The 21,503-nt window shown below is 62.5% G+C and carries 21 protein-coding genes; 6 read left to right on the top strand and 15 right to left on the bottom strand.

The features are described 5' to 3' along the window. Positions 1–119 precede the first annotated feature (119 nt). The 3 genes from thrC to AC01FP_RS03570 all read right to left on the bottom strand — a co-directional run bounded on the left by thrC (position 120) and on the right by AC01FP_RS03570 (position 3,775). Entirely contained in the window at positions 120–1,178 is a 1,059-nt protein-coding gene (gene thrC, locus AC01FP_RS03580) for a threonine synthase (protein ID WP_474478251.1), read from the bottom strand. Between the two features lie 85 nt (positions 1,179–1,263). Further along, the gene (locus AC01FP_RS03575) at positions 1,264–1,869 is read right to left on the bottom strand and encodes an alpha/beta hydrolase (RefSeq protein WP_474478250.1); all 606 of its coding nucleotides are present in this window, start codon (positions 1,867–1,869) and stop codon (positions 1,264–1,266) included. Positions 1,870–1,900: 31 nt separating this feature from the next. Continuing rightward, positions 1,901–3,775, bottom strand: a complete 1,875-nt coding sequence (locus AC01FP_RS03570) for an ABC1 kinase family protein (protein ID WP_474478249.1) — start codon at positions 3,773–3,775, stop codon at positions 1,901–1,903. A gap of 109 nt (positions 3,776–3,884) precedes the next feature. On the opposite strand from AC01FP_RS03570, the gene recN reads away from it, so the two are divergent. Both recN and uvrA read left to right on the top strand, forming a co-directional pair. Further along, complete coding sequence (recN, locus tag AC01FP_RS03565) at positions 3,885–5,573, top strand: DNA repair protein RecN (RefSeq protein WP_474478248.1); 1,689 nt, start codon at positions 3,885–3,887, stop codon at positions 5,571–5,573. Between the two features lie 74 nt (positions 5,574–5,647). Further along, positions 5,648–8,674: an excinuclease ABC subunit UvrA gene (gene uvrA / locus AC01FP_RS03560; RefSeq protein WP_474478247.1), complete on the top strand. Its 3,027-nt coding sequence runs from the start codon at positions 5,648–5,650 to the stop codon at positions 8,672–8,674. Between the two features lie 12 nt (positions 8,675–8,686). Here the strand turns inward: uvrA and AC01FP_RS03555 are convergent, their stop codons facing one another. Both AC01FP_RS03555 and purT read right to left on the bottom strand, forming a co-directional pair. Next, complete coding sequence (locus AC01FP_RS03555; protein ID WP_474478246.1) at positions 8,687–9,694, bottom strand: LCP family protein; 1,008 nt, start codon at positions 9,692–9,694, stop codon at positions 8,687–8,689. A 67-nt stretch (positions 9,695–9,761) separates the two neighbouring features. Further along, entirely contained in the window at positions 9,762–10,979 is a 1,218-nt protein-coding gene (purT, locus tag AC01FP_RS03550; protein ID WP_474478245.1) for a formate-dependent phosphoribosylglycinamide formyltransferase, read from the bottom strand. Between the two features lie 68 nt (positions 10,980–11,047). On the opposite strand from purT, the gene AC01FP_RS03545 reads away from it, so the two are divergent. Further along, positions 11,048–11,221 carry a cytochrome B6 gene (locus tag AC01FP_RS03545; protein WP_474478244.1) on the top strand — a complete coding sequence of 58 codons (174 nt, stop codon included), beginning with the start codon at positions 11,048–11,050 and terminating at the stop codon, positions 11,219–11,221. On the opposite strand, the gene AC01FP_RS03540 is transcribed toward AC01FP_RS03545, so the two are convergent. From AC01FP_RS03540 to AC01FP_RS03530, 3 genes are read right to left on the bottom strand one after another with little or no spacing between them, the layout of a single operon-like run. Next, positions 11,222–11,458: a hypothetical protein gene (locus AC01FP_RS03540; RefSeq protein ID WP_474478243.1), complete on the bottom strand. Its 237-nt coding sequence runs from the start codon at positions 11,456–11,458 to the stop codon at positions 11,222–11,224. A 22-nt stretch (positions 11,459–11,480) separates the two neighbouring features. Continuing rightward, positions 11,481–12,551 carry a phospho-N-acetylmuramoyl-pentapeptide-transferase gene (gene mraY / locus AC01FP_RS03535; RefSeq protein WP_474478242.1) on the bottom strand — a complete coding sequence of 357 codons (1,071 nt, stop codon included), beginning with the start codon at positions 12,549–12,551 and terminating at the stop codon, positions 11,481–11,483. Between the two features lie 40 nt (positions 12,552–12,591). After that, positions 12,592–12,867: a DUF3134 family protein gene (locus AC01FP_RS03530; RefSeq protein ID WP_322764477.1), complete on the bottom strand. Its 276-nt coding sequence runs from the start codon at positions 12,865–12,867 to the stop codon at positions 12,592–12,594. Positions 12,868–12,957: 90 nt separating this feature from the next. On the opposite strand from AC01FP_RS03530, the gene AC01FP_RS03525 reads away from it, so the two are divergent. Both AC01FP_RS03525 and AC01FP_RS03520 read left to right on the top strand, forming a co-directional pair. Beyond that, entirely contained in the window at positions 12,958–13,191 is a 234-nt protein-coding gene (locus tag AC01FP_RS03525; protein ID WP_474478241.1) for a hypothetical protein, read from the top strand. Between the two features lie 18 nt (positions 13,192–13,209). Then, positions 13,210–14,418 (top strand): argininosuccinate synthase, encoded by a 1,209-nt coding sequence (locus AC01FP_RS03520; RefSeq protein ID WP_474478240.1) that lies wholly within the window; start codon positions 13,210–13,212, stop codon positions 14,416–14,418. Here AC01FP_RS03520 and AC01FP_RS03515 read toward each other — a convergent pair. The 4 genes from AC01FP_RS03515 to AC01FP_RS03500 all read right to left on the bottom strand — a co-directional run bounded on the left by AC01FP_RS03515 (position 14,415) and on the right by AC01FP_RS03500 (position 16,659). After that, positions 14,415–14,624 (bottom strand): hypothetical protein, encoded by a 210-nt coding sequence (locus tag AC01FP_RS03515; RefSeq protein ID WP_474478239.1) that lies wholly within the window; start codon positions 14,622–14,624, stop codon positions 14,415–14,417. The genes AC01FP_RS03520 and AC01FP_RS03515 overlap by 4 nt on opposite strands. Before the next feature lie 208 nt (positions 14,625–14,832). Beyond that, on the bottom strand, positions 14,833–15,195 hold the full coding sequence (gene rpsF / locus AC01FP_RS03510) for a 30S ribosomal protein S6 (protein ID WP_474478238.1): 363 nt from the start codon (positions 15,193–15,195) through the stop codon (positions 14,833–14,835). Between the two features lie 78 nt (positions 15,196–15,273). Beyond that, on the bottom strand, positions 15,274–15,735 hold the full coding sequence (locus AC01FP_RS03505; RefSeq protein ID WP_474478237.1) for a Tic20 family protein: 462 nt from the start codon (positions 15,733–15,735) through the stop codon (positions 15,274–15,276). Between the two features lie 27 nt (positions 15,736–15,762). Next, the gene (locus AC01FP_RS03500; protein WP_474478236.1) at positions 15,763–16,659 is read right to left on the bottom strand and encodes a shikimate dehydrogenase; all 897 of its coding nucleotides are present in this window, start codon (positions 16,657–16,659) and stop codon (positions 15,763–15,765) included. A 112-nt stretch (positions 16,660–16,771) separates the two neighbouring features. Between AC01FP_RS03500 and dnaK the strand changes: the two genes are divergently transcribed. After that, entirely contained in the window at positions 16,772–18,685 is a 1,914-nt protein-coding gene (dnaK, locus tag AC01FP_RS03495) for a molecular chaperone DnaK (protein ID WP_474478235.1), read from the top strand. Between the two features lie 63 nt (positions 18,686–18,748). Here dnaK and pstS read toward each other — a convergent pair whose 3' ends face one another. The 3 genes from pstS to psbQ all read right to left on the bottom strand — a co-directional run bounded on the left by pstS (position 18,749) and on the right by psbQ (position 21,456). Then, positions 18,749–19,738: a phosphate ABC transporter substrate-binding protein PstS gene (pstS, locus tag AC01FP_RS03490; protein WP_474478234.1), complete on the bottom strand. Its 990-nt coding sequence runs from the start codon at positions 19,736–19,738 to the stop codon at positions 18,749–18,751. A gap of 72 nt (positions 19,739–19,810) precedes the next feature. Continuing rightward, positions 19,811–20,863: an NAD(P)/FAD-dependent oxidoreductase gene (locus AC01FP_RS03485; RefSeq protein WP_474478267.1), complete on the bottom strand. Its 1,053-nt coding sequence runs from the start codon at positions 20,861–20,863 to the stop codon at positions 19,811–19,813. 53 nt (positions 20,864–20,916) lie between these two features. Next, positions 20,917–21,456 carry a photosystem II protein PsbQ gene (gene psbQ, locus AC01FP_RS03480; RefSeq protein ID WP_474478233.1) on the bottom strand — a complete coding sequence of 180 codons (540 nt, stop codon included), beginning with the start codon at positions 21,454–21,456 and terminating at the stop codon, positions 20,917–20,919. Positions 21,457–21,503 lie beyond the last annotated feature (47 nt).

Raw genomic sequence — 21,503 nt, 5'->3', positions numbered from 1 at the left:
CCCCTTTTCCCAAGCCGTTCAGCAGACGCTTTGCTGATTGGTTGAAGCTTTTGGCTAGGCCTGGGCTTGGGCTAAGCCTGGCTTGGGCTAAGCCTGGCTTGGGCTAAGCCTGGGCTTGCTTAAAAACCCATCACTTCAGCCACCTTGGCAGTGTCCGCCTCCAGTCCGGTATGGAAGCGGGCGTCATTGTTTTCGATGGCGGTGGTTGGATCCTTGAGGCCGTTGCCGGTGAGTACACAAACCACCGTGGCTCCCTGGGGCACCTCCTGGTGGTGCTTGAGCAGGCCTGCAACCGAGGCAGCACTAGCTGGCTCGCAGAACACGCCCTCGCCGCTGCCCAGCAGCTTGTAGGCATCGATGATTTCAGCGTCGGTTACGGCCAGGAAGTTGCCTCCGCTTTCGCTGCGCACGTTTAGGGCCTTTTCGCGATTCACCGGGTTGCCGATGCGGATCGCCGTGGCGATGGTGTCTGGCTGCTCAACCGTGTGGCCCAGCACCAAAGGAGCGGAACCCGCCGCTTGAAAGCCCATCATTCGGGGCAGCTTGCGGCAATGGCCCTCTTTGAGATACTCGTTGAATCCCATCCAGTAGGCGCTGATGTTGCCGGCGTTGCCAACCGGGATGCACAGCCAGTCCGGCGCTTCTCCAAGGGCATCCACCACCTCGAAGGCGGCGGTTTTTTGCCCCTGCAATCGGTAGGGGTTCACCGAATTCACCAGGGTGACTGGGTATTTGTTGGCAACTTCCTGCACAATTGCCAGGGCTCTGTCGAAGTTGCCCTGGATGGCGATTACCTCGGCGCCGTAGAGCAGGGCTTGGGCCAGTTTTCCCTGGGCGACGTATCCATCTGGGATCAGCACGAAGGCCCGCATACCGCCACGGCGGGCGTAGGCGGCCGCAGCTGCAGAGGTGTTGCCCGTGCTGGCGCAGATAACCGCTTCTGAACCTGCTTCCTTGGCCTTGGATATGGCCATGGTCATGCCCCGGTCCTTAAAGGAGCCGGTGGGGTTGAGGCCGTCGTATTTCAAATAAACCTTGACGCCGCGACCGATCCGCTCCGTGATGACGGGGGCAGGAATCAGCGGTGTTGATCCCTCCCTCAGGGTGATGACGGGGGTGCGCTCTGAAACAGGCAGCCAGCGCCGATAGGCCTCGATCAGGCCTGGCCAGTCCTGCATGATGGGACGGGCGGCAAAGGGTCCCTTGCTCAAACGCTGCAGAGAACGGAGCAAGGACACGATTTAGACAGATGCTCCAGTGAATCTACGGCGCAGCAGCAGGCGTATCGCCACGCAACCCATCGAGGGGCGATTCGGAGAAGAAGCGCACCAGCTCTGTGATCGAGCTGGCCTTACTGAGCAGGTTCATCAAGGCAGGGATGCTCACCTCCATCTCCCGAGCGGGATAGGCCCGCAAAAAGGACAGGGCGGAGATCGCACCGTTGCCTTCAACCACCCCCAACACCATGGCGGAGCGCATAGCAGGAATCCCGGCCTGGGATGCCTTGAGCGGAAATACGATTACAGCTAGACGCTGCAGGATTGCCTCACCGATTCGGGTATTGAGCAGCCTGCTCACCAGGGTTACCGGCAGGCTCACCGACTGATTTAGCAGCTTGGCGATCTCCTGGGGATTTTGGCGGCTGAAGCTCAAAACATCGGCTAGCAGGCCCCTGGGCTGTCCGGTTTCAGCCAAGTGCTCTAGGTCGGCAACGGGGATGGAGCGACGAAAGGCGCCGCTTACAAACACGAGATTTTCTGCAGCACCAGCCTGGCGCTGGCTTGACGCAGGCCAAGCAGCTACCAGGCTCAGGCCCAGGGCGATGGCTACTAGGGATTGGCGTTTACGGCCCGTTGAGGCTTTTTGCATGGCCAGCAGCCTACGGCGATTGCTTTCAAATTCAGGCGGCGACGAGCACATCTCGCACCAGGCGCACCATGCTGCGCTCGGCCAGGCCCTTGGCTAGTTGAACGCCCATTTGGCGCAGTTCCGGTTCCCCTATCAGGCGAGGTAGGCGCCTCAGCAGCATCTGGGGTTCGAAGCCAGGTAGGGATTGGAGGATTCCCATCAACTGGCGCACCGGTTCAATGTCGAGCAGTGGTTCACCCGCTTCACTGAGCCTGTGACGGCGCAGGCCTGGGGGTTGGAAACGCTCCGGTAGGCGCTTGCCGATGCGCAGGGTGGTTTGCCAGGCCATGGCATCCATACGACCCACCATGGCATCTACAAGCTGTAGGCGCAGTAGGCCGCCGTTGGCTGAGAAAAGAAAGCTCAGCACCTGATCGAGCAGGCCTTCTAGATCGAGCTGGGCTCCTTGGGAGGCGCTAGCGATCAGGTTGTCGAGCCTTTGCCAGCGGAAGATGTCACCATCGAAGAGCATCTCCTTGAGGCTCTGGCGCAGAGTTGGATCGGGGTCTTCCATCAGCCGCCGGGCGAAGTAGGGATAGGCGGCGCCGAGAATTTTGAATTCGGGGTCAACGCTTAGGGCGATGCCCTCCAGGGTTACCAGGGAGCGGATGATCAGGGCGTAGTAGGGCGGCACCTGGAAAGGGAAGCGATACATCACCCCGGAAAGGTCGTCGGTGACTGCCTTGAAATCCATGCGGCTGACCCCCTGCTCGATCGCCTGGCCGAACACTGTCTCAAAGGCCGGCACGATCGGTTCAAGGTTTACGTCTTCTGCCAGGAAGCCCAGGCTGACGAAATCCTTACTCAGCTTGCTGAAACTGCGATTTACCAGGTGGACAACCGCCTGGATCAGGCCGGTGCGCGATTCGCGGCTCACCTCGCTCATCATGCCGAAATCGAGGTAGGCAAGACGACCATCCGCCAGGGCCAGCAGGTTGCCGGGGTGGGGGTCGGCGTGGAAAAAGCCGTGCTCCAGGAGTTGTTGCAACGAACAGCTCACACCTATCTTGACCATGTCGTCGGGATCGACACCGATGCCCCGCACCGCTTCGAGGTTGGTGAGTTTCACCCCCTCGATCCACTCCATGGTGAGTACTCGGCGGCTGGTGGCCTGGTGATAGATACGAGGTACTGCGATGCGTGGATTATTGGCGTGCAGTTCAGCGAAGCGTTCGGCGTTGGCGGCTTCGTTGAAATAGTCCATCTCCTCAAACACCCGCTTGCCCAGCTCATCGATCAGGGCAACTAGGTCGGAGCGGATTAAACCGACGTTCTGGTTCAACCAGGCGGCGATATTGCGCACGATGTAGAGGTCGAGCGTGATCTGTTCACGCAGGCCTGGGCGCTGCACCTTGACAGCAACTATCTGGCCTCCCTTGAGCACACCCTTATGAACCTGTCCCAGTGATGCGGCTGAGATCGGTTCTGGGTCTAATTGTTCGAAAATATCTAGTACCGCTGCGCCTAGGTCCTCTTCGATGCAGGCCATCGCTAGGGCGGAGTCGAAGCCAGGCAGTTGGTCCTGCAGTTGGGCCAGTTCTTCCAACAGCACAGGTGGCACGATGTCGGGCCGAGTGGAGAGGGCCTGGCCGGCTTTGATGAAGGCGGGGCCCAGTGAGGCGACCAGATCAGCTGCTTCCTTAGCTCTGGACCTGGCGACATCCGTATTTTTCACGCGGCCGGTGAGCCAGTCAAAGCCCACCCCAAGTAGGTAGAGGCCGATCGGTACCAGGGTTTGCCAGAGTCGTCGGACCAGCCGTTGTGGGTGGCCGGCGTAAATGCGGGTAATGGTGGCCGGGTCGTAGCTCAGTAGGCCGGCAGCCTCCAGAAAGTCTCCCAATTCGGGATGGTTGCTGTCGGGTTCCATAGGAATAAGTCAGGCGAGGCACCGCAAAGGCGCACCACCCCCCTTCTAAACGAAACCCACTGCCGCTACGGTCTGGCCGGTTACCCCAGTCCGGTTAGCGGAGGCCGACGTGCTCACGGGACTGCGCCTCAGCAACATTGCCCTGATTGAGCGGCTGGAGCTCAGTTTCAGCGAGGGCTTCACGGTGTTGACCGGTGAGACGGGTGCCGGTAAGTCGATCCTGCTTGACGCCCTCGATGCCCTTTTAGGTGGTGCCCAGGGCAGCGCCGGCGCCCGGCTGCTGCGCCGCGGCGCTGAGCGCGGCACAATCGAGGCCAGCTTCAGCCTCTCTCCTCCACTGCTGGCCTGGTTGCAGCAGCAGGAGCTGGAAGTTGAGGATGACGAACTGTTGCTGTCGCGCGAGTGGCGCCTCACGGAGGAGCGCCTGAGCAGCCGCAATCGTCTCAATGGCGTGGTGGTGAGCCGGGCCCAGATCCAGGAGCTGCGCCCCTTGCTGCTCGATCTCACCGTGCAGGGCCAAACCCAGCAGCTGGCGCGGCCCGGTCAGCAGCGGCGTTGGCTGGACCGCTTTGGCTGCGAAAGCCTTTCGCCTTTGCTGGAGCCGGTGGCCGCGGCCTGGCGCCACTGGAAACAGACGGCGGCAGCTCTGGAGCAGTCCCGCAGCCACTGGGACCAGTTACAGCAGCAGCGCACTGCCCAAGAACAACTGCTGGCCGACCTGGAGGCGGCCCAGCTGCAAGATCCCCAGGAGCGTCAGCAGCTCCAGAACGAGGAAAATCGCCTCGCCCATGGGGTGCGGCTACAGGAAGGGGTTATGGGTTTGCTGGGCCGCTTGGTGGAGGGTGCAGAGCAGGCGCCATCGGTGTTGGACCACTTGGCAGTTTGCGAACAGGAGCTGCTGCAGATGGAGGCATTAGATGCAAGCGTCGGCGATCTGCGCAGCCGCTGCAGTGATGGTTTGGCGGCTTTGCAGGATCTGGCCCGCGATCTGGATCGCTATGGATCTGGTCTCGAGAGTGACCCAGAAAGCTTGGCGGCGTTGCAGGAGCGCATAGCCCAGCTCAAGGCCCTGGAGCGTCGCCATGGCCAGGAGCTGGCCGGCTTGATCGCCCTGCGCGATCGCTTGCGGGAGCAGCTAGCATCCGGTGGCGGCGAAGCTTCCCTGGAGGCCCTGGAGCTGGCGGAGCAGCAAGCCCGCCAGCTTCGCGATCAGGCCAATGCCTCGCTCAGCGCCGCCCGCCGCCAGGCCGCCGCTGCCCTGGAGCAGCAACTGATGCAGGCGCTTCGGCCGATGGGACTGGCCAATGTGCGCTTCGCGGTGGCGATTGCACCAGCGCCAGCGGGGGAGGAGGGAGCCGATGCGGTGCAGTTCCAGTTTTCAGCCAACCCGGGTGTGCCGCTGGCTCCCCTGGCTGAGGTGGCCTCAGGCGGTGAGATGTCGCGCTTTCTGCTGGCTCTGAAAACCTGTCTGGCCGCCGCAGACCAGCACGTCACCCTGCTTTTCGATGAGATCGACACCGGCGTGAGTGGCCGGGTGAGTGGCGCCATGGCCGAATTACTGGCCCGGCTGGCCCAGCAGCGCCAGGTGTTTTGCGTTACCCACCAACCCTTGGTGGCTGCGGCGGCAGACCATCACTTCCGCGTCTCCAAGCAGGTGTTGGAGGGGGTTACCCATACGCGGGTGTCCCAACTGCTGGACACTCAGGCTCGTCAGGCGGAGCTGGCTGAACTGGCGGGAGGCGATTCCGGCGAGGCCCGCAGCTATGCAGCCAGCCTGCTCGATCAGCACGGTCATTAGAACTGCTCCAGCACTGGTCTATGCCCATGGCAAGGGGGAGCATCCGTAGACTTGCTAGTTCATGAGCCGTCTGGATGCCCCGCGCCAAGAGCTCTGCAGCCTCTAGCCCTGCGACCAACGGTTCAGCTGCCAGCAGAACCCTCGCCCAGACCGTTCACGAAAAGGCCCTTGACCCGAGCCGTGTGCTCAGCGGCGGCTCTTTTGAGGATGTGATCCGGGTGCGGGGCGCCCGCCAGCACAACCTCAAAAACGTCGATCTGACGATCCCGCGCAATCGCCTGGTGGTGTTCACCGGTGTGAGTGGCAGCGGTAAGAGCTCGCTGGCTTTTGACACGATCTTTGCCGAGGGCCAGCGCCGCTACGTCGAGAGCCTCTCGGCCTATGCGCGCCAGTTTCTGGGCCAGGTGGATAAGCCCGATGTGGATGCGATTGAGGGGCTCTCCCCGGCGATCTCGATCGATCAGAAATCCACCAGCCACAATCCCCGCTCCACCGTTGGCACGGTGACGGAGATCCAGGATTATTTGCGCCTGCTGTTTGGCCGGGCTGGGGAACCCCACTGCCCCCAGTGCGACCGCTCGATCCGGCCCCAAACCATCGACGAGATGGTGGATCAGATCCTGGCCTTGCCCGAGGGCACCCGCTACCAATTGCTGGCGCCGGTGGTGCGCGGCAAGAAGGGCAGCCACGTGAAGCTCCTGGGTGGTCTGGTGGCTGAGGGCTTTGCGCGGGTGCGCATCAATGGCGAAGTGCGAGAACTCGCCGACAACATTGAGCTGGATAAAAACCACGCCCACAACATTGAGGTGGTGGTGGACCGGCTTGTGGCCCGCGAGGGGGTGCAGGAGCGGCTCACAGATTCGTTGCGCACTGCCCTTAAGCGGGGTGACGGCTTGGCCTTGGTTGAGGTGGTGCCCAAGGCTGATGAGGAGCTGCCCGAGGGGGTGGAGCGGGAGCGGCTCTATTCGGAAAACTTCGCCTGCCCGGTGCATGGCGCCGTGATGGAGGAGCTATCGCCACGGCTGTTCTCCTTTAATAGCCCCTATGGGGCCTGTGCCGATTGCCACGGCATCGGTCATCTGCGCAAGTTCACCCCCGAGCGGGTGGTGCCTGATCCCTCCTTGCCCGTTTATGCGGCGATTGCACCTTGGGCCGATAAGGACAACTCCTATTACTTTTCCTTGCTCTATTCGGTGGGTGAGGCGTATAAGTTTGAGATCAAGACGCCCTGGAATCAGCTCAGCGCCGAGCAGCAGGAGGTGCTGTTGCATGGCAGCCAGGAGCCGATCACAATTCAGGCCGACAGCCGCTACCGCAAGAGCGCCGGTTACGAGCGGCCGTTTGAAGGCATCTTGCCGATCCTGGAGCGCCAGCTGAGCGATGCCAATGGTGAATCGGTGCGCCAAAAGCTGGAGAAGTTTCTCGAGCTGGTGCCCTGCGCCACCTGTCACGGCCTGCGTTTACGGCCGGAGGCGCTGGCTGTGCGGGTGGGCCCCTATGCCATCCACGAGCTCACGGCGGTGAGTGTCGGCGAAACCCTGCGCCGAATAGAGTCTCTGATGGGGGTGGGCGAGAGCGAGGGCGCTGATCCGTTGCTCAGTCCTCGCCAGATCCAGATCGGTGATCTGGTGTTGCGGGAGATCAGGTTGCGCTTGAAGTTTCTGCTGGATGTGGGGCTCGATTATCTGAGCTTGGATAGGCCCGCCATGACCCTCAGCGGTGGTGAAGCCCAGCGGATTCGGTTGGCGACCCAGATCGGCGCCGGTCTCACCGGAGTGCTCTACGTGCTGGATGAGCCCAGCATCGGTTTGCACCAGCGTGACAACGACCGGCTGCTTAATACCCTGCTGAAATTGCGGGATCTAGGCAACACCTTGATCGTGGTGGAGCACGACGAAGACACGATTCGTGCGGCCGACTACGTGGTGGATATCGGCCCGGGGGCTGGAGTTCACGGCGGCCACATTGTGGCTGAGGGCAGTTTTGAGGATCTACTTGCCGCAGAGGATTCCCTTACTGGGGCCTACCTAAGTGGCCGCCTCTCGATACCGACCCCAGCGGAGCGGCGCAGCACCGGAAGCCGCCGGCTCACGATGGTGGACTGCGAGCGCAACAACCTTGCCGGCTTCGATGTGGAGATTCCCCTGGGGCGGCTGGTGTGTGTCACCGGGGTAAGTGGCAGTGGCAAGAGCACCCTGGTAAATGAGCTGCTGCATCCGGCCCTGGAGCACCAGTTGGGCATGAAGGTGCCATTTCCACCTGGTTTAGGTGAGCTGCGTGGTATCAAGGCGATCGACAAGGTGATCGTGATCGATCAATCACCGATCGGTCGTACGCCCCGCTCCAACCCCGCCACCTATACGGGCGCTTTTGACCCGATCCGCCAGGTGTTTGCAGCCACGGTGGAGGCCAAGGCCCGCGGCTATCAGGTGGGTCAGTTCAGTTTCAATGTCAAGGGTGGCCGCTGTGAGGCCTGCAGTGGCCAGGGTGTCAATGTGATTGAGATGAACTTCCTGCCGGATGTATATGTGCAGTGCGACGTTTGTAAGGGAGCTCGATACAACCGCGAAACGTTGCAGGTGACCTACAAGGGTCACACGATTGCTGATGTGCTGGAGATGACGGTGGAGCAGGCCGCCGATGTGTTCTCAGCCATCCCCCAGGCTGCCGATCGATTGCGCACCTTGGTGGATGTGGGCCTGGGCTACGTGAAGCTCGGCCAGCCAGCTCCCACCCTGTCAGGAGGTGAAGCCCAGCGGGTGAAATTGGCCACCGAGCTTTCCAAGCGCGCCACCGGAAAAACGCTCTATTTGATCGACGAACCCACCACCGGCCTCAGCTTTTTTGATGTCCATAAGTTGATGGATGTGATGCAACGGCTGGTGGACAAGGGCAACTCGATCCTGGTGATTGAGCACAACCTCGATGTGATCCGCTGTGCCGACTGGATCGTGGATCTCGGCCCGGAAGGGGGAGACAAGGGAGGAGAGATCGTGGCGTGTGGCACCCCGGAGGAGGTTGCCGAGCATCCCACCAGTCACACGGGCAGGTATCTCAAGCAGGTGCTAGAGCAGCATCCTCCTGAGGTTGTAGTTGCTTGAAGCAGCACCAATTCAGGGCTCGGGCTGTTCGTCGCCAACCCCGGCGTAATGGCTATTACCGTTGGGCATCCAGTAGCTGAGGTCGTTGTGCCAGAACAGGCGGCCCGGAAGTTGCTGGGTGCTCAGTTTGGTGCTAGCCATAGCTGAGATCAGTTGGCCCATCTCCACTGGTGAAAGATCGGTTTTGATGTCTTCGCCGGCGACCTTCAGCAATTCCGGTAGCTGGGCCAGGGTGGAGGGTTTGGCAAGTTTGCGAAAAACCTGGGCCAGCACCAGCTTTTGACGCTCCATGCGACCCAGATCGCCCATCTCGTCATTGCGGAAGCGCAGGAAGCCCTCGAGTTGCTCGCCTTTCAGCACCTGCAGGCCTGGATAAAGATCGATGTAAAGGTTCTGGGCATTGTCGACGTAATACATCCGTTTAGGCACATCAATTTCCACGCCATCAATGGCATCGGCTAAGTGCTCCACAGCGCGCATATTCACCCGCACATAGCGATCTACCGGTGCATTCAGAAGACCGGTGAGCTCTTGCTTTAGGGTACTAATTCCCCCGAAGGCATAGAGGGAATTAGCCTTGATTACGCCAAACTCGGCCGATTCCACGAAGGTGTCGCGCGGCACCTGGGTGAGCTCGGTGACACCGTCCTTGAGTTGAACTGTGAACATCACATCGGTGTTATCGCCCACCTTGTCGGTGCCGATCACAACAACACGCCGGTTGCCGTTTCCAAATGGGTTGATCAGGCTGGTCAGCTGGCTTGGTCCGCGCAGCATGGCTGCCCAAACCCCTGAGGCCATTTGCGGCAGGGGCCCGGCAAGTCCATAGCCCAGGCCGATACCCAGTAAGAAAGCCAGAACTGGCGGTTTGCGTCGTCGAGGTTTTGGCGCTGCTTGGGCTTTGGTGTCGTTGGCTTGCGCTGCTTGACGCAGCTCGCGCCGGTTGCGCAGGTCGGTGACCAGAGCCCGGCGGCTGCTTTCGCTTCGGCTGCGACGCGGGCGGGGCTGGGCCTGGCTCATATCGGCTCCTATTGATCGCACCTTAAGGGCCGGATTCCTGCCGCACCAGGGGGTGAGCGCCGCTTGCTCAGCTGGAATCCCGCACCTGGATGCAGGCAGCTGCCCTGTCTGCCTTGCGGCGGGCTTCCTCCTCATTACGGCCGCAGGCCAGGGCTACGCCCATGCGCCGCTGGGGCCGGGCGTGTTGCTTGCCGAAAAGCAGCACCTGGGTATCGGTTTCGCTCAGGGCCTGCGCTACGCCGTCATAGGAGACCGCGGCTCCCTCGCTGTTGGCCAGAATTACCCGGCTGGCAGCGGCTCCCAGGCTGTGGATCGACGGGATCGGCAGGCCCAGCACTGCCCGCAGGTGCAGTTCGAATTCGCTCAGGTTCTGCCCCACCAGCGTCACCAGGCCGGTGTCATGGGGTCGCGGCGAGAGCTCGGAGAACACCACCTTAAGCTCACCTGGCTTATCGGAGCTGCTGCCGGGCTTCTTGCATAGGAAAAATTCAACGCCAAACAGGCCGGCGCCGCCCAGGTTGTCGGTGAGGCTGCGGGCCATGGCTTCTGCTTCCGCCAGAGCGGCGGCTGGCATCTGGGCTGGCTGCCAGCTGCATTGGTAGTCGCCCCGCTCCTGGATGTGGCCGATCGGCGGGCAGAAGAGTGTTGGACCTTGCCATTGCTTGACGGTGAGCAGGGTGATTTCGAGCTCGAAGTGCAGGAATTCCTCCACTATCACCAGCTCGCCGGCACCTCGGGCACCCGCCAGCGCTGTCTCCCAGGCGGTGGCAATTTCTTCTGGACCCCGCACCACGCTTTGGCCCTTACCCGAGGAGCTCATTACGGGTTTGACCACCACGGGCCAGCCCAGGCCGGCAGCGGCGCTTGCCAGTTCCCTGGCGCTGCTGGCGTAGGCAAAGCAGGCGGTGCGCAGCCCCAGCTCAATGGCCGCCAGGTCGCGGATGCGGTCGCGATTCATGGTCACGGCCGTGGCCCGAGCGGTGGGAATAACGCAGATGCCTTCCGCCTCTAGCTCCGCGAGGGCATCAACCGCTAGAGCTTCTATCTCTGGAATCACCAGATCGGGCCGGTGCTGGCGCACAACCGCCTTGAGGGCTTCTGGGTCGGTCATGGCGACCACCTCAGCGACATCAGCCACCTGCATGGCCGGGGCGTTGGCGTAGCGATCCACTGCGATTACCCGGCAGCCGAGCCGCTGGGCTGCGATGGCAACCTCCTTACCCAGCTCACCGCTGCCGAGCAGCATCAAGGTGGCGGGAAGAGTGGCAGGGGTGGGAAAGGTCATGGTGGTCGCCCGGATCGCGGGCAGGACAGCAAGATGGAACTGATCTTTTTGCACACCGGGGCGTGTTGATGGCTTGGCTGTTGGGATTGCCCTTGGGTTTCAGTACGGCTGGGGACGCTGCTAACGGCCTGTTATTTGGCTGGGACATCGCCACTTTGCAGAAATGGGCCCTGATCTACCTGGGTCTTTCCTCCCTGGCTTTTGTGGTGGTGTGGCTGGTGGGCTATGTGCGTCGAAACTGATTAGCTCAGCAACGTCAGCTGCCGTACCGGCGATTCCTCGTTGATGAAGCCGTAGGCCTCAAATACGTTTGGATCTGGGTGGGTGATGTGCTGGCCATCGCTGTGGCGCTCCAGCTGAAAGCCTTCGCTGGCCATGCGGCGCATCAGGGCAGCGGCTTCCTCGAAGCGGGCAGCCATGGCGGCCAGGCTGGCGCAGTCGGAGCTGAGGCCGGTGTCCTTCCAGGTGAAGTAAGCCATGGTTGATAGGCGAGAGCAGGGCTTAGGGCAGCAGCACTAAACCCAACCCCACCAGTAGCAGGCTGGCGAGCCAAAAGCGGATCACTACCACCTGTTCGTTGAGCCCACCAAGCTCGAAGTGGTGGTGCAGCGGCGCCATCTTGAACAGACGCTGGCCCTGGCCCGTGGCTGGGTTTTTGGTGGCTTTGAACACCCACACCTGCAGGATTACCGACAGCGATTCCGCCAGGAAGACGCCGCCCATCAGCAGCAGGGGCCAGAGGCTGTTGGAGAGCAAGGCGACGGCGCTGAGGGCTGCGCCCATGGCCAGGGAGCCGGTGTCGCCCATAAACAGCCGGGCCGGGTGGCGGTTGTGGGCCAGAAAGCCCAGCCAGCAGCCGGCCATCGCGGCGCAGAAGCCAGCCAGAGCCGCATCGCCTTCGTGGCCACGCAGCATCAGCTGCAGCCCCATGCCGGTGAACACCACGGCGCCGCAGCCTGCGGCCAAGCCGTCGAGGCCATCGGTGAGGTTGGTGGCGTTGCTTTCGGCCATAAACACAAACAACCCCAGCGGCCAGATCAGCAGACCGATCGGCAGCACCCAGCCCAGGGGCAGGGCGATGTCGCCGGGGGAGGCCCCACCCAGCCACTGGCCTGCTGCGGCCCAGATCAGAAACAACAGGGCCGCGCCCGCCTGCAGCAGCAATTTGCCCCGGGGCGTGAGGCCCGTGTTGGTTCGGCGGGTGAGGCTGCGCCAGTCATCGATGGCACCGATCGCCATGTAGGCCAGGGTTACGGCGGCAACAGCAAGCAGGCGGGGATCGCTTGGGCTCAGCAGGCCGCCCACCAGCACTCCCACGGGCACCACCAGCAGGCCGCCCATGGTGGGAGTGCCGGCCTTGCTGAGGTGGCCCTGGGGCCCCTCGGCGCGAATCACCTGGCCGAGCTTGAGCTGGCGCAGTCTCGCCACCCCCCAACCGCTGACTGCAGCGCTGATTAGGCCGGCAACTAGCAACGGCACGGTGAGCTGGGGTGCGCCGCTCAACCAGTCACAAACCAGACAGGCAAGTAGCAACAGACCGCTGAGTAGGGCAGCCGGGGTCGATAAAACCAAGAGAAAGGGACGGCGACCGCCCCAGTTTCCCCTGCGGAACTCAGTCTTCCCAGTCTTCGTCCTGTTGTTCGTCGTCCTTGTTGTAGTCCTCCTTCTCGCCCATCAGGGCGGAAAGCTCCTCCTCTTCCACCGTGCTCACTTCGGTGCTGGCGGTTTCTTCATCCGCTACCAGGCGGCCAGTGCTCTCCAGCCAGCTCAGCAGATCGGGTTCATCGCGCAGGGGCAGCACCGGAGCTGGATCGCTGCGCCGGTAGCGGGTCAGCGAGGGATTGATTGTGTCAAGTCGACTGCTGTCACTGGTCGCGAGTGTGCTCATGCGTGCGCCTACCGGTAGCTAGGTCTGGGGCTAGGCCCATACAGACCAATCAGTCACCATAGCTGCAAAGCAAGTGCACCCCTCCCGCCCATGCCCACCAGCAGCCAAAAGGCCAGCCCTCTAGCCGGAGTGCTGAAGGTCTGGGCCCTGGCCCTGGCCATTAGTGCCGCGCTGGCCGCAGCGGGCGAGCGCTGGCCCCAGCCGTTGCCCCTGCAGCAGGGGGTGGTGTGGCTGCTGGTGGGCCTGCCGCCCCTGCTAGTGGGGTTGTGGTTGCTGACCCACTGGTCCGTGCCACACCCCGACAGGGGAGAATCGAGCAACTGAACGCATGGAGAGGCGTTGATGGGTCGGGCGAAGAAGGCGGTGCTGGCCTATTCCGGCGGCGTAGACACCAGCGTCTGCATTCCCTACTTGATGCAGGAGTGGGGCGTGGAGGAGGTGATCACCTTTGCAGCCGACCTAGGTCAGGGCGACGAGCTTGAGCCGATTCGCCAGAAGGCGCTCGATTCAGGGGCCAGCCAGTCGATCGTGGGCGACCTGATCGAGCCCTTCATCACCGAATTCGCCTTCCCGGCTATCCGTGCTAACGCCCTCTATGAAGGCCGCTATCCCCTCTCCACCGCCCTGGCCAGGCCCCTGATCGCGCGGCGACTAGTGGAGATTGCCCGAGAGCTGGGAGCTGATGCGGTGGCCCACGGCTGCACCGGTAAGGGCAACGACCAGGTGCGCTTCGATGTGGCGATTGGCGCCCTCGCCCCCGACCTCAAGGTGCTCACCCCGGCGCGGGAGTGGGGCATGAGCCGCGAGCAAACCATCGCCTACGGCGAGCGTTGCGGCATTCCTTCGCCCGTGAGCAAGAAATCGCCCTATTCAATCGACCTCAACCTGCTGGGCCGCTCGATCGAGGCTGGCCCCCTCGAAGACCCCAACGTGGAGCCGCCCGAGGAGATCTACGCCATGACCGTGTCGGTGGATGCGGCGCCGGATCAGGCCCAGATCGTTGAGATCGGCTTTGAGCAGGGCAATCCGGTGAGCATCGACGGCCTGCGCCTCGATCCGGTGAGCTTGATCCGCCAGGCCAATGCCCTGGCTGGCTGCCACGGCTTCGGCCGCCTCGACATGGTCGAAAACCGGGTGGTGGGCATCAAGAGCCGGGAGATCTACGAAACCCCTGGCCTACTGCTGTTGATCAAGGCCCACCAGGAGCTGGAGAGCCTCACCCTGGCGGCCGATGTGCTGCGCACCAAACGCCAGCTCGAGCAGCAGTGGGCGGATCTGGTGTATCAGGGCCTTTGGTATGGCCCGCTCAAGGATGCGCTTGATGGCTTCATGGACCGCACCCAGCAAACCGTGAATGGCACGGTGCGGCTGAAGTTGCACAAGGGAAATGCCACCGTGGTGGGCCGCAGCAGTGCCAGCCACAGCCTCTATGTGCCCGATATGGCCACCTACGGCGCTGAAGATCAGTTCGACCACAAGGCAGCTGAGGGCTTCATCTACGTGTGGGGTCTGCCCACCCGCCTCTGGGCAGCCAACCAGCGCCGGCGTTAGGGAGCCTGGGTGCTGCCAAAGCCGAAGGCATGGAGCAGGGCTTGGCGCCGGCGAGGCCGGCTTTGCTCATGCTGGGGCACAAGTAGGTGCTGACGCAACATTGAGTTGTCGTTGATCAGTCTCTGTTGCTGCTCGAGTAATGGCTGCAATCGCTGCCGAAATTTGTCCTCAAACAAACCGGGTAGGTCTTCGAGCAGGGCCTGCATGGCCTGAAGCTCTTCCCGAGTTTTGGCGAGTTCTTGTTCTAGCTGGCTTTGGCGCTCGAGCTGCTGGTGCCACGAAACGGAAGTGACAGAGGGCTGCCGCTTCGGTATTGGTGGTATGTAGTCACGCTCCATAAAAGAAGAATACGAGTGGGCTTGTTTTTTCACAAGCCCACTCGTATTCGTTTCGTAGCTACTTGGAGTCTGGGAGTCAGACAGCAGCTGGTTCCATTGGAGCGGCTTCGCTGGCGGCTCCGGGTAGGGTGCGGGGAGCTGGCATCGGGCCGTCTTGCTTGACGGTGAGGTAGCGAATCACATCCTCGGAAAGACGCATGGCGCGCTCCAGTGGTCCAACCTGCTGGCCGTCACCATTGTGATTGAGCTGCACGTAGATACCTTCGCGGTGCTTGGCGATCGAATAGGCCAAGCGGCGCTTGCCACGCATCTGGCAATCCAGCACTTCACCACCGGATTCGGTTACCAAATCGCGGTACTTGGCGACATGGGTTTCAACCTCTTCCTCCGGAATGTCCGGACGAAGGATGTACATGGTCTCGTAGTAGGGCTGCGTCATGGTCGCTTCGGGGTTGTCGCCTCAGGAGTTGGGGCAGCGGCCGATGGGCTGATGCCCACCAGCGACGGATCAACCACTTTACAACTGCATCCGAACAGCCTCTGAGAGGCTGGGAATATCGGCCTCTTTGCCTCGCAGGTTCTGCACTATTGCGAACAGCACCAGCACCAAAACGCCGATGAACACGGTGTTGCTGAGGGTTTTGCCGACGAAGTCCAGGGCGCCCAGCTGCAGCACCTGGAAGGCCAGGGTCACCAGCACCACCACGATGTCGATCAGGATCGCCTGCAGCACGTTGAAGCGGATCACGTAGGGCACCTTGTTGTTGCGCACCACCGCCAGGAAAAGCACCAGGAACAGCACCAGTCCGCCAAAGGGCACCGCCTGCTCCAGCAGGGCGATCGGCAGGATCGGCACCCCTAGCCACTGCAGTGCTGGGAACAGGCCGAACAGCCCCCGACCGAAGGAGAAGGCGTCGCTCCACGGCAGCAGGTAGGCCAAGGCCGCTAGCAGTCGCTGCCAGATCGGTGGATCCTGCATGGGCGGTGACGTTATAGGGCCCTAAAGCTAGGAGCCCAGCTGGGCAAGGGCCGCCGCCCGCATTGCCGTCACGGGCACTTGCTCAAGCCCGCTCCAGCGCCGCAGGGAGGTCGCCCCTTGCTGCACCAGCATTTCCAGGCCATCGAGGCTTCGGCAGCCCCGACTGGCCGCCGCCAGCAGCAGGGCCGTGGGCCTGGGCGTGTAGATCAAGTCGTACACCGTGGCAGCGGGTCGCAGGGCCTCCAGCTCGCCGGGGCTGAGCGGGCACTGCCGGGCCGCATCCGGATTGCCCGCGGTAGCCATGCCCACGGGTGTTGTGTTCACCACCAGATCTGCCAGAGCCAGGGCCTCGGCCAGTGCCCTGCTGCTTTCTGCCCATTCGAGCCCCCGCAGTTGGGGCGCCCAGCTGTGGCAGGTGGTCAACAGGTCCTCTAAGCGATTTGTGCTTCGGCCCGCCACGGCGATCGAACTGCAGCCCAGTTCCACCAGGGCTGCCACTACGGCTCGGGCACTGCCGCCACAGCCCAACATCACCGCTCGCCGCCCCTGCCAGTTTTGCTCACAGCTACGCAGGGGCGCCAGGAAGCCCTCCACATCTGTGTTTTCGCCAAACCAGCCCCCTTGCGGATGCCGCACCAGAGTGTTCACCGCACCCACCCGTTGCGCCAGGGGCGAGAGGCTGTGGCAGAGGCCGGCCACGACCTGCTTGTGGGGCAGGGTTACGTTGAGGCCGCGGCAGTCGACGGCCTCCAGGCCCTGCAGCACCACCGCCAGCTGGTCGGCAGGGGCTGGCAGGGCCAGATACACCCAGTTGAGCCCCAGCTCCGCTAGGGCGGCATTGTGCATTGCCGGCGAGAGGGAGTGGCGCACCGGATCCCCGAGAACCCCAGCTAGGGCAGTGCTTCCGGAGATCGGCTGGGGCATGTAGGTGGGCTGGGTGGCTGGACCTGTTCGGGAACCACCCCTCGCCTGGGAAGGCCCCAGCTGCTGAAGATGCTCCCAGACAGATTCACTCACCGTAAGGAATTAGTTACCCATGGGCAAGGTCGTTGGCATTGATTTAGGCACCACGAACAGCTGTGTTGCCGTCATGGAGGGCGGCAAGCCCACCGTGATCGCCAACGCTGAGGGGTTCCGTACCACTCCTTCAGTTGTGGCTTACACCAAAAACCAGGATCAGCTGGTGGGCCAAATCGCCAAGCGTCAGGCGGTGATGAACCCGGAGAATACTTTTTATTCGGTGAAGCGATTCATCGGTCGTCGCGTTGATGAAGTCAACGATGAATCGAAGGAAGTTAGCTATGGCGTAGAAAAAGCCGGCGCCAATGTGAAGGTGAAGTGCCCGGTTCTCAATAAACAGTTTGCTCCCGAGGAGGTGAGCGCCCAGGTGCTGCGCAAGCTCGCCGAAGACGCCGGCAAGTACCTCGGTGAAACGGTGACCCAAGCGGTGATCACCGTTCCCGCCTACTTCAACGACTCCCAGCGCCAGGCCACTAAAGATGCCGGCAAGATCGCTGGTCTTGAGGTCCTTCGCATCATTAACGAGCCCACGGCGGCCGCTCTGGCCTACGGCCTCGATCGCAAGAGCAATGAACGCATCCTGGTTTTCGACCTGGGCGGCGGCACCTTTGACGTCTCCGTGCTCGAGGTGGGCGACGGTGTGTTCGAAGTGCTCTCCACTTCCGGTGACACCCACCTGGGTGGTGATGACTTCGACAAGGTGATCGTTGATTACCTGGCCGCCAGCTTCAAAGCCAATGAGGGCATTGATCTGCGCCAGGACAAGCAGGCGCTGCAGCGTCTCACCGAAGCTGCCGAGAAGGCCAAAATTGAGCTCTCAAGCGCTACCCAGAGCGAAATCAACCTGCCGTTCATTACGGCCACCCCAGAGGGTCCCAAGCACCTCGACCTCACCCTTACCCGAGCAAAGTTTGAAGAGTTGGCCTCTAAACTTATAGACCGTTGCCGCGTGCCGGTGGAGCAGGCGCTTAAGGACGCCAAGCTCTCTTCCGCTGAACTCGACGAGATTGTGATGGTGGGCGGCTCCACCCGTATTCCGGCGGTGCTTGAGCTGGTCAAGCGCGTCACCGGCAAAGACCCCAACCAAACCGTCAACCCTGACGAAGTTGTGGCTGTTGGTGCCGCGATCCAGGGCGGCGTGCTGGCCGGTGAGGTCAAGGACATCCTGCTGCTGGACGTCACCCCTTTGTCCCTTGGCGTTGAGACCCTTGGCGGCGTGATGACCAAGATGATCACCCGCAACACCACCATCCCCACCAAGAAAACCGAGGTGTATTCCACGGCGGTGGACGGCCAGACCAATGTGGAGATCCATGTGCTCCAGGGTGAGCGCGAGATGGCTAGCGACAACAAGTCGCTCGGCACCTTCCGCCTAGACGGCATCCCTCCCTCCCCCCGCGGCGTGCCTCAGATCGAGGTCACTTTCGATATCGATGCCAATGGCATCCTTAGCGTCACCGCTAAGGACAAGGGCAGCGGCAAGGAGCAGAGCATCTCGATCACCGGAGCCTCCACCCTCAGCGACAATGAGGTGGAGAAGATGGTCAAGGATGCCGAGAGCAACGCTGCTACCGACAAGGAGAAGCGTGAAAAGATCGACCTGAAGAATCAGGCCGAAACCCTCGTCTATCAGTCGGAGAAGCAGCTCGGTGAGCTCGGCGACAAGGTGGGCGCTGAGGATAAGGCCAAGGTGGAATCCTCCTCCGCCAAGCTCAAGGAGGCGATCGCTAAGGAAGACTTCGACACTATGAAGTCTGAGCTCGAAATTCTGCAGCAGGCTCTATACGCCGCTGGTGCCGCCGTGTATCAGCAGGCTGCAGGTGCTGAGGCCGGCGGTGCTGCCCCTGGTGGCAATGGCGCCGGTGCCGATGCGGCCAGCTCTGCCTCCAGCGACGACGTGATCGATGCCGAGTTCACCGAGAGCAAGTGATCAGGAGTTAGTAACTGCTGACAGGTAATTGCCAGCCCCCCGCAAGGGGGGCTTCTTGCTGGCTCAGGGGCCAACGCTGGCCAGGGCATCCTTCGCTTTGGCCAAAACAGGAGCGGGCAAGGGGATGTAGCCCAGAGCTGGAGCCTGCTGTTGGGCTGCTTCGCTCAGGGCGTAGTTGAAGGTGCGCTGCAGGAGGGGCAGCTTGGCTGCATTGCCATTTTTGTAGAGCAGCACCCAGGTGAAGGTGACGATTGGATAGCCGGCGCTGGGATTGGGATCGCTACCCGTGAGATCGTCTCCCAAGTTGATCGTGGCCAGGGCCTGGCTGGCGTTTGCGGCATTGGGCAGGTTGAAGCTGCCGCTGCGATTGGCGATGGCGGCGGCCTGGAGGATGCCCCGCACATAGGCCGCCTCCACGTAGCCAATGCTGCCTTTGGTTTGCAGCAGGCTGGCGGCGATGCCCTCATTACCTTTGGCGCCCACTCCCGTGGGCCATTTCACCGACTTACCAACGCCGGGCCCTTTCTTCCAGCTGGGGCTGAAGGCGGCCAGGGAATTGGTGAAGTTGTAGGTGGTGCCGGAGCCATCGGAGCGCACCACCACCTGGATCGGCTGGTCGGCGCAGCCCAGCTGCTGGAAGTTCCTGATCTTGCCCTCGAAGATCTGCACCAGCTGCTCCTGGTTGAGCTTGAGCTTGCAGCCGGGCAGGTTGTAGGCCACGGCGATGGCGCCAGCGGTGAGGGGTATTTGCACTACACCGCGTTTGATCGCTGCAGCATCTTGGCCGTCTAGGGGTTTGTCGCTGGCGGCGAAATCCACCGTGCCGGCTTGGAACTGGCGGACGCCGGCATCGGAGCCCACCGACTGGTAGTTGACCCGAATCTTGTCCTTGCTTGCCAGGTCTGCAAACCAGCGTTGGTAGAGGCCCGCCGGGAAGCTGGCGCCGGCGGCTTGCAAGGTCTGGCCGTTGCTGCAGCTGCTCATGCTGATTAGGGCAGCCAAGCCGAGGGCGCTCCTCAACAGGATGCTGGGGCGAAAGCGGCTGACGGCCATGGAGGTAGCTGGTGAGGTGTGGCGTCCCGGCAGGTTAGGGCTTGATTAAGAAGGTGTTTGCTGGCTGGTTTGTCAGCCTTGCTCCAGTTGCTCTGCCACCCATTGCGCTGTCGCCGCTGCCAGCAGCACGCCATTGCGGTAGTGGCCGCTGGCCAGCACTAGGCCCGGCTCCAGCTGCTCGAGCAGGGGCGCTGGGCGGCCGATCGGATGGGGCCGGTGGCCCTGCCATTGGCGCACCACGGTGGACTGTTGTAGCCAGGCTGGCGCGGTACCACCCAGCTGTTGCAGGTTGGCGAGAGCGGCGGGATCGGCTTGATCGCCAGGCTCCAGGGTGGCTCCCAGCCAAAGCTTGCTGCTGGCACGGGGCACCAGGTTGAGCCCCTGCCACACCACTGCCCCAGGCCAGGGGCTGGTGCTGCTCCAGTTTGTGGGGGGTGGCAACTCCAGTTCCAGGGCCTGGCCTAACACCGGCTCCATGGGCATCTGGTGGCCTAGGTCTGCCAGCAGAGCGCTACTGGCTACCCCGGCGCTCAGTACCACCCCTTCCACCTCCAGATTTTCGCCGCAGCGAGTGTGAACGCTCCAGCCACCGGGGCGTTGCTCGAGGCGCTCAACCCGATCGCAGCAGGTCTGCAGACCCAGCCGCAGGCCATCGGCTAGCAGGGCTGCGAGGGCGGGGCCGGGATCCAGCTGCCCGTCGGCCGGGGAGTAGAGCCCGGCTAGGGCTCCGATCGGCAGGGCTGGTGTCAGGGCGTCAAGCTGGGGTTGCTCCCAGAGCTCCAGGGCAAAGCCCTGCTGCCGCCGGCTTGCCACCAACTGGCGCTGGCGCTCCAGTTCCTCAGGCGTGCTGGCCAGCAGTAGCAAGCCGGGCCGCCAGGGCAGGGCCCAGCCCTGGGCCTGCAACTGTTGACGCCATTGGCCCCAGAGCTCCAGGCTGCGTTGGCGCAACCGCCAGGCCCGGCCGCTGTTGCGGTGAAACACCTGGGCCATCAGCACCCCCAGGGCCGCCTCGCTGCCTGAACTGGGGTCGCGCTGGCCGTCCAGACCTGGATCGAGCAGCAAAACTCGGTGGCCACGCTGCAGCAGTAGCCAGGCGCAGGCGCGGCCCACCAAGCCGGCGCCGATTACAGCGATCGAAAGGCGCCTAGCGGCTGATCCGACGGGGTGGGTTTGCTTAATCAGATCTGCTTGAGGTCTTCCTGCACTTGGGTGGGCAACACCTGGGCATAGAGACCAAAACCGCTCGCCACCTTGATGTAACCCTTACGCAGCTTGTCGCCGTCTTGAAGGCGGGAGGCTTCATCGAGCTGGGCAAGGGCGGTTTTTAGGGCGGTGGCGCGCTTCTCGGCCTCGGGGCGGTCGGCGGGCAGCAGCCTTTGGTTGATGTAGCTCATTTCCCGGCCCACTTCCTGCATGGGGCCGTGGATCAAGTTGGCGGTGAATACCCAGTTGCGATCATTTACGAGGGCGGCCAACTCGGGCAGGCGGTTGCGGGCTGCCAGGAAGCCCTCCGCTTGGCGCTCGATCAGGGCCATGTCCTCTGGGCTGATGGTCGGCGGCTTCTTGCCCTGGCTGCCGTCACAGGCGCTCAGGCCGAGGCAGAGCACGGTGGCAAGGCAGAGCACCAGTAAACGGCGTAGCTGCTGGCCAAAAGTGGTTTGGCTAAAAACGGGTTGGCCGGAAGCAGTGAAAACCGCAGGAATCCGCGCAGAAGCCATCAGCAGGTACCAACACCTTTTCGTGGGGGTGAGTTTATCGGGGCGGG

It is taken from the genome of Cyanobium sp. NIVA-CYA 375 (assembly GCF_056108345.1).
Note: the sequence above shows the minus strand (reverse complement) of the source record. Positions and strands in the feature narration are given on the sequence as shown.